Raw genomic sequence first — 12,457 nt, forward strand, 5'->3', positions numbered from 1 at the left:
GGAGTCGTGGCTTGAAAACGTATCGCTTGCATCCGCATTCCGATCATCCGCCGAGAAGCGTGACGGGTGTAAGCGTGGAGTGGTGCGCGCAGGATGAGAATGAGGCGCTGATCACCTACATTGTAGAAAACGCGGCAGAGCTAGTCATCCCCGAATGGGCCTCACCGAGACGGCAGGACGGTCTCTGGCGCAGCACGTGCTTCGAATTGTTCATCGCGGGTGACGGATTTGAAGGTTATCATGAATTCAATTTCTCCCCTTCAACTGAATGGGGAGCTTATGTTTTTGAAGCCTATCGCTCGGGCATGAGCGAGCAGCGGTTGGCGGTTGAACCATTTATCGACAGACTTTTTTTAGGCGAAGATTTCGCGCTTGAGGTGGACGTCGATTTTTCAGAAATTCCGCCTGGTCCTTCACGTATCGCTCTATCCGCAGTAATCGAGGAGAAGGACGGCACCAAATCCTATTGGGCGCTGGCGCATCCGCCCGGCGCGCCCGATTTTCACGCGCCCGATTGCTTCGTTGCGCAACTGCCGCCACAAGTCGCGCCATGAAAACCGGACTCGACCGCCTGATCGCCGACCCCGCGCTGCGCGCGCCGCTCACGGGGCAGCGCGTTGCGCTCCTCGCGCATCCCGCCTCGGTTACTGCCGACCTGACGCACGCGATCGACGCGCTCGGCGCGTGCGACGAAATCGATCTCACTGCCGCCTTCGGACCGCAACACGGTCTGCGCGGCGACAAGCAGGACAATATGGTCGAGACCGAGGATTTCATCGATCCGATCCACGGCATCCCGGTCTTCAGCCTCTATGGCGAAAGCCGTCGTCCGACGGCAGCATCGATGGCGACGTTCGATACCATCCTGATCGACCTCCAGGATCTCGGTTGCCGCATCTACACCTTCATAACGACCCTGCGCTACGTCCTCGAAGATGCTGGCGAACATAATAAATCCGTCTGGGTGCTCGACCGTCCCAATCCCGCGGGGCGGCCGATCGAGGGGATGACGCTGCGCCCGGGCTGGGAGAGCTTTGTCGGCGCCGGCGCGATGCCGATGCGTCACGGGCTGACGCTCGGCGAGCTGGGCCACTGGTTTATCGCGACGCTCGGGCTCGATGTCGATTATCGCGTCATCGAAATGGAGGGGTGGGCGCCCGATACCGCGCCGGGCTTTGGTTGGCCCGAAGACCGCATCTGGATCAATCCGAGCCCCAATGCGGCCAACGTCAACATGGCGCGCGCCTATGCCGGCACCGTAATGCTCGAAGGCGCTACGCTGAGCGAGGGCAGGGGGACGACGCGCCCGCTCGAACTGTTCGGTGCGCCTGATATCGACGCGCGCGCGGTGATCGCTGAAATGCGCGCGCTCGCGCCGCACTGGCTCGGCGGCTGTATCCTGCGCGAATGCTGGTTCGAACCGACCTTCCACAAATATGCCGGGCAGATGTGTCACGGTGTCCAGATCCACGCCGAGGGTCCGGATTACGACTATCTCGCGTTCATGCCGTGGCGGCTGCAGGCACTCGCTTTCAAGGCGATCCGGCGGCTCTGGCCCGATTACGACCTGTGGCGCGATTTCCCGTACGAATATGAATTCGACAAGCTTGCGATCGACGTGATCAACGGCGGACCGGGCTTGCGCGAATGGGTCGACGACGATGCGGCGATGCCGCCCGATCTCGATCGCATAACGCGCACCGACGAGCTCGCCTGGGCCAATGCCAGGCGAGATTTCCTGCTCTACTGACCGACAGGTCTGCGCCGCGACGCTGTCGATGGCTTACTTCCAGGTCAACGCCCGACGCCATGACGTCATGACGTCAGCCTGCGTCGAATTCCCGCGCGTTTGCGCTATTTGCGGACCAATGTGCGCATCGCGTCGTCGAGACCGGCGAGCGTCAGCGGGTACATCCGCTCCTTCATCAACTCGCGCATGATGCCGATCGACGGGGTGTAGCCCCAGTGTTTTTCGGCGACGGGGTTGAGCCATGCGGCCGCGGGATAGATGTGCGTCATCCGCTCGATCCACACCGCGCCGGGCTCTTCGTTGAAATGCTCGACCGAGCCGCCCGGATAGGTGATTTCATAGGGGCTCATCGATGCATCGCCGACGAAGATCAGCTTATAGTCATGGCCGTATTTGTGGAGGATGTCCCAGACCGGCGTACGCTCGGTGAAACGCCGCCGGTTGTCTTTCCAGACGCCTTCGTAAACGCAATTGTGAAAATAGAAAAACTCGAGGTTTTTGAACTCGCTGCTCGCCGCGCTGAACAATTCCTCGCACAGCTTTACGTGCGGATCCATCGACCCGCCGATATCGAGGAAGAGCAGGATCTTGACCGCATTGCGCCGTTCGGCGCGCATGTGGATGTCGAGCCAGCCCTGGCGCGCGGTGCCGTCGATCGTGGCGTCGATATCGAGCTCGTCGGTGGCACCTTCGCGGGCAAAGCGACGCAGGCGGCGCAATGCGACCTTGATGTTGCGCGTGCCGAGCTCGCGCGTCGCGTCGAGGTTCCGGAATTCGCGCTTTTCCCAGACCTTGATCGCGCGCTTGTGTGTGCTCTCGCCGCCGATCCGGATACCCTCGGGATTATAGCCCGAATTGCCATAGGGAGACGTGCCGCCGGTGCCGATCCACTTGTTGCCGCCCTGGTGGCGTTTTTCCTGTTCTTCCAGACGCTTCTTGAGTGTTTCCATGATCTCGTCCCAGCCGCCGAGAGCCTCGATCTTGGCCATTTCCTCGGCGCTGAGATAGCGTTGCGCGACCGCGCGGAGCCATTCGTCGGGGACCGTCGCGCGCTCCTCGCCCTCGGGCGCGATGATCCCCTTGAAGACGCGCGCGAAGACCTGGTCGAATGCGTCGATCAGCCCCTCGTCCTTGACGAAGGTCGCGCGCGACAGGAAATAGAACTGCTCGGGATCCTGCGCGATGACGTCGGCATCGAGCGCTTCGAGCAGGACGAGGTGCTCCTTCATCGAGGCGGGAATGCCCGCGGCGCGCAACGCTTCGACGAAATCGATGAACATCGCATCACCTTATCGGCCCGGCAGGCAATAGCCAAGCCGCCGGGCGTATCGCGTGACCGGGACTTTAGGCGATATTAACCACTCGCTGGCTATGCCTTGCGCACGAAATCCAAGCGGAAGGTACCCATGCAGCACGACCATTCCCGAATTGCGCAAAGCCTGGTTGACGCCGGCGATGCGGGGCTCGACGCATCGACCGCGTCCGATTGTGGCGCACTGGCAGTCGGTTGCACGACCGCGGCGGGACAGATCGCCGACGTGACCGACGAAATGGCAGGGCAGCTCAAGGCGCTCGACAAGATCGAGCTCGTCGTCGAGAGCCTCGAACGCGACCAGGAAAAGATCGCCGAATCGACCGAAGAGGCCAAGCTGTTTTCTGCGCGTGCGCGCGAACAGCTCGACCAGAGCGCGCAGCAGGTCGGCGTCGTCGTCGGCGAATTCCGCTCGCTGACCGACCTCGTCTCGCGACTCGGCGATCACGTCGTCAATTTCGCCGCGGTGATGGAGCAGGTGCGCAGCGTTTCGAGCACGATCGAGGTCATCGCCAAGACGACAAACATGCTCGCGCTCAACGCCGCGATCGAGGCCGAGCGCGCGGGCGATGCGGGGCGGACCTTCGCGGTCGTCGCGTCGGAGGTCAAGAAACTGGCGCAGGACACGCGCAACGCGACCGACGAGATTACCCGATCGGTCGGCCATCTTGCCGCCGAAGCCGAAGGCATCGTTAGCGAAGTGGGCAGGGGAATCGACCAGAGCCGCAAGGCCGAACAGGAATTCGTCGAGATCAATCACGCGATCGAACTCGCCTCCGAACTCGTCCAGCGCGTCGACGGACAAAGCGACGACATTGCGCGCAATTCGGCGCTCAACCACGTCAGCAGCGCGCGCGTCCGCGACGAGCTTACCGCCTTCGCGTCGACCGTGCGCAACAACCAGAAGCTGCTCGAAGATACCCGCGGCAGCATCATCGGCATGGAGGCGATGTCGAACCGCATGTTCAATTCGGTGATCTCGGCGGGTGTGTCGCCCGGCGATACCGAAATCGTCAAACTCGCCGAAGGATTTCGTGACCAGTTTGTCGCCTTGGCCGAAACGGCAATCGACGCCGGCGAACTGACCATCGAACAGCTTTTCGATACCGATTATCGGTCTGTCGAAGGGACCAATCCGCCGCTGTTCCGCACCTCGCTAAGCGACTGGGCGGACCAAAACTGGCGTCCGTTGTTCGATCGTATTTGCGGCGCGCACCCGGCGATTAAGATGGGCGCGGCCTCCGACATGAACGGTTTCCTGCCGACGCACGTGACCGCACATTCGCGCAAACCCACCGGCGATCTCGTCCACGACACGACCTATTGCCGCAATGGCCGGATCATCTTCGACGTCGATGACAAGCACGCCAAGGCAAGCAAGGCGCCGTTCTTCATGTGCGTCTATCGCCAGGAAGGCGACGGGACGAATTTCCTGACCGTGCGCAACGTCTATATGCCCGCGGTCGTCAAGGGCCGGCGCTGGGGAGACCTCGAGGTCGCGTACAACTTCCGCTGAAGCCGGCGCGCGCGACGCGCGTCAGCCGTTGCGTCGGGCCATGAAGGCGAGGCGTTCGAACAGCATCACATCCTGCTCGTTCTTGAGCAGCGCGCCGTGCAGCGGCGGGATCGCCTTGGTCGCATCGCGCGACTGCAGCACGTCGAGCGGCATGTCTTCGGCGAGCAGGAGCTTGAGCCAATCGAGCAGTTCGCTGGTCGAAGGCTTCTTCTTGAGCCCCGGAACCTCGCGAATCTCGTAGAAGATATCCATCGCCTTGCGCACCAGGATCTTCTGGATGCCCGGGAAATGGACATCAATGATCGCCTGCATCGTGTCGCGATCGGGAAAGCGGATATAATGGAAGAAACACCGGCGCAGGAACGCGTCGGGCAGCTCCTTCTCGTTGTTCGAGGTGATGACGACGATCGGCCGTTCGGCCGCCTCGACCGTCTCGCCGGTCTCGTAGACATGGAAGCGCATGCGATCGAGTTCCTGGAGGAGGTCGTTGGGAAACTCGATATCGGCCTTGTCGATCTCGTCGATCAGCAGCACCGGCAGTTCGGGAGAGGTGAACGCCTCCCACAATTTGCCGCGCTTGATATAGTTGCCGATGTCGTGGACGCGCTCTTCGCCAAGCTGCCCGTCGCGCAGCCGCGCCACCGCGTCATACTCGTACAGGCCCTGCTGCGCCTTGGTCGTCGACTTGATATTCCATTCGATCAACGGCGCGCCCATCGCGGCGGCGACTTCGGCGGCAAGGACGGTCTTGCCCGTGCCCGGCTCGCCCTTGACCAGCAACGGCCGGCGCAAGGTTGCAGCGGCATTGACGGCGACCTTGAGGTCGTCGGTGGCGATATAGCTGTCGGTGCCTTCGAAGCGCATAAAATCCCTCTGAAACTCGTGTGCCGTGCCACGCATAGGGGGACGCGCGGGGCGGTTACAAGGGGGATGGAAGCGACGCTACGGCATCGCGGGCGCGCGTGAGCGCGGGATCGCTCAGTCGGCGCGCGACGCTTCACGTACGCCGAGCAGGTCCCACAGGCCGCGATGCTGCATGAGCAGCTGGCGTGCGCCGAAATCGATGGCGCGTTTGATCGCCTCGTCCTGCGCGATCGACATGAGGACGGTGGCGGTTTCCTGGAGATCGGGAAGCGTGCAGCGCATCGGCGTGATGTCGAGCCGTTCGCCGGCAATGTCGAGGATCGCGCGGATCGTGCGCCAGTCGAGGGTCAGTGCGACTGCTGCGCCAAAGGCACAGCCGCGCCGTTCGGAGACTGCGAGCATGTCGAGCGCATGGCGTTGGGCAAGAACGGCAGCTTCGCACTGGGCGTGTCCGACGGTGCTCGGCATCGAGCCGACGGTGGCGACGAGCCGTGCGAGGAATTCACGCTCGTTCGAAAAACCATCGGCCGCCTCGGCGAGCCAGGCGCGACCGGCGGGAACAACATTGGTTTCGAGTGCGGCATCGATCATGCCCGGATGGTCGCCATGCAACAGGCAGAGATAATGCGCGGCGTCGGCGAGATTGGCGCGCGATTGCGGTCCCGAAATCAGTTTGCCCGAAGCGACATAGGCGCTTGCGCCAGTGCCCTCGTTCGCGACGAGATCATCGACGATTTCGGCAATGCCGCCGGAATTTTCCAGGCGTTGTGCTTCTAACAAGACCGACCCTCCGATTCGCGCACGAACGACGCCGATAGGCATCTCACCGCGTTAACCGGGACCCTAGGGGTCAACTCGTAAAAATCAGGTTTACGCGGGTGCCCAGCTTTCAGCGATCGGGGTGTAAATGAGCGCAAAAACCGACTGTCTCGGCGCGGCGCCAAGCGCGCCCGATCCGCGTCTTCAGGCCTTGGTCGTGGATAGGTGACATTGCCGGTTCGGTTGGGTTTGCGAGCCGGGGGTATTGGCTTGGACAGCATTCCGGTCGAGCGCGCCGACGACTGCATTGCGCTCGAATTTCTTTGGATTTCAAGTCGTGACGGTAGATCAACTCCGTTTTTCATTTGAGCCCTGCATTTTACTTTGTCCCTAATTCTGAAATCGTGGTAACCATGCCTTCCCACGGCGCTGTTCTGCATTTCAACAGCCAGTAAAACACGTTCATTTAGGGAGCTATTCGATGCCAAGGACACTGATCCAGGTCGTTGCCGCGGTCTTAGTGGCATTTACCTTCATGGCTACGCCGGCGTCGGCGCAGGCGACGCGAACGTGGGTTTCGGGAGTCGGCGACGATGCCAATCCATGCTCGCGTACCGCGCCCTGCAAGACCTTCGCTGGTGCGATCTCGAAGACCGCTACGGGCGGCGAGATCAACGTTCTTGATTCGGGCGGGTTTGGCGGCGTCACCATCACCAAGGCGATCACCATTCGCGCCGATGGTGCAACGGCAGGCGTACTCGTCGCGGGAACCAATGGCATCACGATCAATGCTCCCACGACTGCGCGCGTTGTCCTCGAAGGCCTCGATTTCGAAGGTCTGAACCAGGCCACCACTTCGGGCATCAACGGCGTGTCGATTTCGGCTGCGGGGCAGGTGATCATCATCGACTGCACGATCCGGGGCTTTCAAGTCGGCATCAATGTCCTGTCGACCGGCACATCCGACCTGACGATCGATCGCTCGACGATCATCGGCAACAGCCAGTATGGTCTGTCGCTGTCGGACGCGACGGGTTTGGGTCGCGCGTGGGTAACGCGGACATTGCTGGCCGGCAACGAACTGGGGCAGATCCGCATCAACGGGAATAAAAATCTCGTTGTCCTGAGCGACGTTATTTTTACCGGCAGGGGCGCGCCATCTTTCCTTGTCGAAAATGGCGGAAAAGTGCTCTCGTTCGGCAACAACTCTTTCCTCGATGTGCCACCGACGGGTTACACGCTGACGTCGCAGCACTGATCTGGTCACCGCGACGCGCGAACCCGTCGCCGTAAATCGGACGCCCAAGAAAAGGCCGCCCCGTCGTTAGGACGGGGCGGCCTTTTCTGTGCGATCTCAATCGTGCCTTGCGCGTTCGCTTACTGGTCGAGGAAGCTGCGCATCTTGCGGCTGCGGCTCGGGTGCTTGAGTTTCCTCAGCGCCTTGGCCTCGATCTGGCGGATGCGTTCGCGGGTAACCGAGAACTGCTGGCCGACTTCCTCGAGCGTGTGATCGGTGTTCATGCCGATGCCGAAACGCATCCGCAGCACGCGTTCCTCGCGCGGGGTCAGCGACGCCAGGACCCGCGTGACGGTTTCCTTGAGGTTCGCCTGGATCGCGGCGTCGACCGGGATCACCGCGTTCTTGTCCTCGATGAAGTCGCCGAGATGCGAATCCTCCTCGTCGCCGATCGGCGTTTCGAGGCTGATCGGCTCCTTGGCGATTTTCATCACCTTGCGGACCTTCTCGAGCGGCATCGACAGGCGCTGCGCCATTTCTTCGGGTGTCGGTTCGCGGCCCTGTTCGTGGAGGAACTGGCGGCTGGTGCGAACCAGCTTGTTGATCGTCTCGATCATGTGGACCGGAATGCGGATCGTGCGCGCCTGGTCGGCGATCGAACGCGTGATCGCCTGGCGGATCCACCAGGTCGCATAGGTCGAGAACTTGTAACCGCGGCGATATTCGAACTTATCGACCGCCTTCATCAGGCCGATATTGCCTTCCTGGATGAGATCGAGGAACTGCAGGCCGCGATTGGTGTATTTCTTCGCAATCGAGATGACGAGGCGCAAATTGGCCTCGACCATTTCCTTCTTGGCGATGCGCGCTTCGCGTTCGGCCTTTTGCACCGTGTTGACGATGCGGCGGAACTCGCCGAGGCTCATGCCTGTCGCCTGGGCGATTTCGGCAATCTCGTTGCGGATGCGCTCGACCGCATCGGCCTCGTTCTTGGCGAACGCGGCCCATTTCTTGTCCTTTTTCGCCGACGTGGCGAGCCACGATTCGTCGAGCTCACGCCCGATATAGCTGTCGAGGAAGTCCTTGCGCGGGACCTTGTGTCGCTCGGCAAGCCGCAGCATCTGGCCGCCCAGGGCGGTCAGGCGGCGGTTGTAGCTGTAGAGCTGATCGACGAGATATTCGATCTTGGCGTTGTGGAACTGGACGCTCTCGACCTCGGCGGTCAGCTGCTCGGACAGCTTCTGGTACTTGCGCTCGTCGGCCGCGGGGAACACTTCGCCCGCTGCCAACGCTTCCATCCGCGCCGACTGGATCTTCGAGAATTTCTTGTAGAGCGCGGTAATGACGGCGAAACGCGCGAGCGCGTCGGGCTTGAGCAGTTCCTCCATCGCGGCGAGGCTGAGCGTATTGTCCTCGTCGTCGTCATCGTCGGTCTTGCGCGCCGATTTTTCGGTCATCGACGATTCGTCGTCGTCTTCGCCCTCGGCGTCCTCGACGTCTTCTTCTTCCTTGTACGACGGTCCGGCGGTCTTTTCGGAGATTTCACCGTCGTCGTCCTCGGCATCGTCCTCGAGATTCTCGGGCGCCGGATCCTTCGACAGCATCGCGTCGAGATCCATGATCTCGCGCAGCTGCATTTCCTCGGCGTTGAGCGCGTTCGACCAGTCGATGATCGCGTTGAAGGTGATCGGGCTTTCGCACAAGCCGATGATCATCATGTCGCGACCGGCTTCGATCCGCTTGGCGATGGCGATTTCGCCCTCGCGGCTGAGCAGTTCGACCGCGCCCATTTCGCGCAGGTACATGCGTACCGGATCGTCGGTCCGGTCGATCGTGACCTTCTTCTTTTCGGGAACGTTGATGGCGGCCGCCTGGGCGCCGCCGTCGATCTCCTTGGCGGCGGTGGCCGATTTGTGTTCGGCTTCTTCCTGCGCTTCTTCGTCGCTTTCGACGATATTGACGCCCATTTCGGAGATCGTCGACATGACGTCTTCGATCTGTTCCGAATTCATCTGGTCCTGTGGCAGAGCCTCGTTGAGCTCGTCATAGGTCAGGTATCCGCGCTTCTTCGCTTTCGCGATGAGCTTCTTGATGCCTGCGTCGTTGAGGTCGAGCAACGGTGCGTCGCTCTCGCCCTTGTCTTTGGTTTCCGCCATTTTCGCCCTAGCAATAATCTGTTCGTGGTATCGTCCCGGTCAACCGTTTGCATCGCTCTGCATCAGGTCGCCCAGGCGACGGGTCAATTCGGCCTTCATAGCGCGCAAATGCTGCTGCGCGGCGTAGCTATCCTCGTCCAACGTGCGACTGGCACGTTCGGTTGCCGCCCGCAAGGCCGCGTCGATTTCGGGCCAGGCGATCATCGCCGCAATCGCTTCATCGAGATCGCGCATCGCCCGCGGGTCGGGAGCCTCACTGGCGTCATCCCCGTCGCTGGTCTGCGGCGCATCGCGCGTAAACGAAAAATGCATGGCGTCGGCGCGCAGCAGCGCCTTTGCCCGATGATATGCCCTACCTCCGGCCAATATGGTGAGGAGGGCTTCGCGATCAAGGCTTTGTTCGCTCAACGCGGCATCGATCATCGATTCGAGCAGCGCGGCGGCCTCGCCATCGGCGAGATGGAGCGAGGCGAGGTCCTCGGCATGTTCGGCGATCTTGTGCGGATGGCGCAGCAATCCGGCGAGCACCGCCTCGGCCAGTTGGCCCTCGAGACCCGATCCGCCGATCGTCCGCGTCGTGCCGTGTGGCGGCAACAGCCGCGGGTCGGGCTGCCACTTGCGTCGCTGCCCGGGCACAAAGCGCGACCCACCCGCCGCCTCGTTGCGGCTCGCACCGAAAAACAGCGTGTCGTAGCGCGCGCGGAAATTCTCGCGATAGTGCGCCGCGACATCGGCGTGCGCGATATTCGAAACGATCTCGCCGAGCCGCTGCTTGAGCCCCGCACGTTGTTCGGGCGTGTCGAGCGGGGCTGAGCCGCGTTCGTAATTCCACAAATGGTCGACGAGCGGTTCGGCCTTGTCGAGGATCGCCTCGAGCGCGCGTGCGCCGCCGGCACTGACGATATCATCGGGATCCTGCCCCTCGGGCAGCGCGACGAAGGCCAGGCTGAATCCGGGCCGAAGCAGCGGCAGCACGCGCATCGCGGCGCGCATCGCCGCCTTTTGCCCCGCGCTGTCGCCATCGAAACACAGGATCGGCACGGGCACCATGCGCCAGATCATGCCGATCTGCTGTTCGGTCAGCGCGGTGCCGAGCGGGGCGACGACATCGTCGATCCCCGCCTGCGACAGCGCGATGACGTCCATATAACCTTCGACGACGATGATCCGCTCGGTCTTGCGCGACGCGGGCGAGGCGTGGTCGAGATTGTAGAGCGTGCGGCCCTTGTCGAACAACGGCGTGTCGGGCGAGTTGAGATACTTCGGCTCGCCCGCACCGAGGATGCGTCCGCCAAAGGCAATGACGCGCCCGCGCGGATCGCGGATCGGGATCATCAGCCGGCCGCGAAAGCGATCGTAGGTGTCCTTGTCATCGACATCGATGAGCATGCCCGATTCGACGAGCATCGCCTCGGGGAACTGGCTCAGCGCCGATTTGAGCTTGCCGCGGCTGTCGGGAGCGAAGCCCAGCGCAAAGCGGCGCCGGACCTCGTCGCTGATCCCGCGCTTCCGGAGGTACTCGCGCGCGCCTGTTCCATCGATCCCGCCGAGCTGGTCGGTGAACCAGTGTGCCGCGGCCTCGGTCACGTCACGCAGCGATTGCGCCGCCTCGGCGCGTTTCGCCGCGCGCGGATCGGGCGCGGGGACGTCCATCCCCGCCGCATCGGCGAGTTCCTTGACCGCGTCGATGAACGACAGGCCGCGCTGCTGCGTCATCCAGCTGATCGCGTCGCCATGCGCGCTGCAACCGAAACAGTGGTAGAAGCCCTTTTCGTCGTTGACCGTGAAGCTGGGCGATTTCTCGTTATGGAACGGGCAGCACGCCTTGTACTCGCGCCCCGCGCGGGTCAGCTTGACCGACTGCGCGATCAGGCTCGACAGCGTCGTGCGCGAACGCAGTTCGTCGAGCCATTGCGGGCTGAGCGTCACCTGCCGTTGCCTCGCCCGCTAAACCGCCCGCTCACGCGCATGGCACGTTGAGCGCGGGTCCTTCGCCGTCCTTGGGCTGCGCCGGGGCAGGGCCTGCGCCGCGCGCGCGCTTGCCGTCGGCGGCGAGTTCATAGGCTTCGGCGGGGCCAGCGGGGGCCACCGTGCTCTGCCAGAAAAAGCGCACCGTCTGGCCCTTGCGCCAGCCGCCCTCGGGCGCCTCGACGGTAAAGACGATCGCCTTGCCGAGACAGGCGACTGCAAACTTGCCCTTGCTGCCCAATGCCTTGGTCGCATCGCCGAACGAATAGCCGGCCTTGCCGGTGAAACCCGCGAGCGGCACTGCCACCCTGAACGCGGTGATGTCGGCGGGCATGTTGAGCGCCTCGGGCTGCGCGAAGGGGCGGTCGTTGGGCTTGTCGACGCCCGGCGTCACCGCATGGACGTAGGTGTAGACCGTGCCGTCGCGCATATTGCCCGGCTCGCACGTCTCGATCTTGGGGGCCTTGGGTTGCGGCATGGTCGTCTTGCCGCTGTCGTCGCGGATACTGTCGCGCGCGGGGCAGGCGACCCAGCTTTCGATATCGCCGAACGCGGCGAGCGGCGTCGCCAGCGATGCTTGCACTTCGGGTCCGACCGGCCCGACGATCTTCGGACCCAAAGCGAGCGCGTCGAGATCGGCGATGACGATGCCGTTGGCGACGACGCCCTCGGCCCGGATCGATGCGTTATCGACCGGAGTGATATCGGGCGTCTTGCTCGCCGAGATTGTTGCCTCGGCCTCGTTCTGCGCCTGCTGGTCGGGGCGTTCGGACGAGAAATTGCACGCCGCGAGCGAGAGGGCCAACAGCATCCCCAATCCCGTTCGGGCTGAGCTCGTCGAAGCCCTTCCGCGCGCTGGCCCTTCGACAAGCTCAGGGTAAGCGGGTGAGGGGTG

General features: G+C 62.8%; 10 protein-coding genes. 4 read left to right on the forward strand and 6 right to left on the reverse strand.

Features of this window, described 5'->3' with window-relative positions; genetic code table 11:
• The first annotated feature begins 11 nt into the window (after positions 1–11).
• Positions 12–554 carry a DOMON-like domain-containing protein gene (locus tag FSZ31_RS09025; RefSeq protein WP_236643742.1) on the forward strand — a complete coding sequence of 181 codons (543 nt, stop codon included), beginning with the start codon at positions 12–14 and terminating at the stop codon, positions 552–554.
• A complete protein-coding gene (locus FSZ31_RS09030) occupies positions 551–1,750 on the forward strand; it encodes an exo-beta-N-acetylmuramidase NamZ family protein (RefSeq protein ID WP_147123018.1) in 1,200 nt (399 codons plus the stop codon). The genes FSZ31_RS09025 and FSZ31_RS09030 overlap by 4 nt, the downstream gene beginning before the upstream one ends.
• A gap of 104 nt (positions 1,751–1,854) precedes the next feature.
• Here FSZ31_RS09030 and FSZ31_RS09035 read toward each other — a convergent pair whose 3' ends face one another.
• Positions 1,855–3,030, reverse strand: a complete 1,176-nt coding sequence (locus FSZ31_RS09035; protein WP_147123019.1) for a vWA domain-containing protein — start codon at positions 3,028–3,030, stop codon at positions 1,855–1,857.
• A 126-nt stretch (positions 3,031–3,156) separates the two neighbouring features.
• Here FSZ31_RS09035 and FSZ31_RS09040 point away from each other — a divergent pair, with 126 nt between their 5' ends.
• Positions 3,157–4,578: a methyl-accepting chemotaxis protein gene (locus tag FSZ31_RS09040; RefSeq protein WP_147123020.1), complete on the forward strand. Its 1,422-nt coding sequence runs from the start codon at positions 3,157–3,159 to the stop codon at positions 4,576–4,578.
• A 21-nt stretch (positions 4,579–4,599) separates the two neighbouring features.
• On the opposite strand, the gene FSZ31_RS09045 is transcribed toward FSZ31_RS09040, so the two are convergent.
• Together FSZ31_RS09045 and FSZ31_RS09050 are read right to left on the reverse strand one after the other, a co-directional pair.
• A complete protein-coding gene (locus FSZ31_RS09045) occupies positions 4,600–5,442 on the reverse strand; it encodes an AAA family ATPase (protein ID WP_147123021.1) in 843 nt (280 codons plus the stop codon).
• Positions 5,443–5,556: 114 nt separating this feature from the next.
• Positions 5,557–6,222, reverse strand: coding sequence for a DUF6975 family protein (locus FSZ31_RS09050; protein ID WP_147123022.1), 666 nt, complete (start codon positions 6,220–6,222; stop codon positions 5,557–5,559).
• Positions 6,223–6,682: 460 nt separating this feature from the next.
• On the opposite strand from FSZ31_RS09050, the gene FSZ31_RS09055 reads away from it, so the two are divergent.
• Positions 6,683–7,459: a right-handed parallel beta-helix repeat-containing protein gene (locus tag FSZ31_RS09055; RefSeq protein ID WP_147123023.1), complete on the forward strand. Its 777-nt coding sequence runs from the start codon at positions 6,683–6,685 to the stop codon at positions 7,457–7,459.
• 119 nt (positions 7,460–7,578) lie between these two features.
• Here FSZ31_RS09055 and rpoD read toward each other — a convergent pair whose 3' ends face one another.
• The 3 genes from rpoD to FSZ31_RS09070 are packed head-to-tail and all read right to left on the reverse strand — an operon-like array spanning position 7,579 to position 12,373.
• Positions 7,579–9,594, reverse strand: a complete 2,016-nt coding sequence (gene rpoD, locus FSZ31_RS09060) for an RNA polymerase sigma factor RpoD (RefSeq protein ID WP_147123024.1) — start codon at positions 9,592–9,594, stop codon at positions 7,579–7,581.
• 39 nt (positions 9,595–9,633) lie between these two features.
• Entirely contained in the window at positions 9,634–11,523 is a 1,890-nt protein-coding gene (gene dnaG, locus FSZ31_RS09065; RefSeq protein WP_147123025.1) for a DNA primase, read from the reverse strand.
• A 31-nt stretch (positions 11,524–11,554) separates the two neighbouring features.
• Positions 11,555–12,373, reverse strand: coding sequence for a hypothetical protein (locus tag FSZ31_RS09070; RefSeq protein ID WP_147123026.1), 819 nt, complete (start codon positions 12,371–12,373; stop codon positions 11,555–11,557).
• Positions 12,374–12,457 lie beyond the last annotated feature (84 nt).

This window comes from Flavisphingopyxis soli, from assembly GCF_007995095.1.
Taxonomy (GTDB): domain Bacteria; phylum Pseudomonadota; class Alphaproteobacteria; order Sphingomonadales; family Sphingomonadaceae; genus Flavisphingopyxis; species Flavisphingopyxis soli.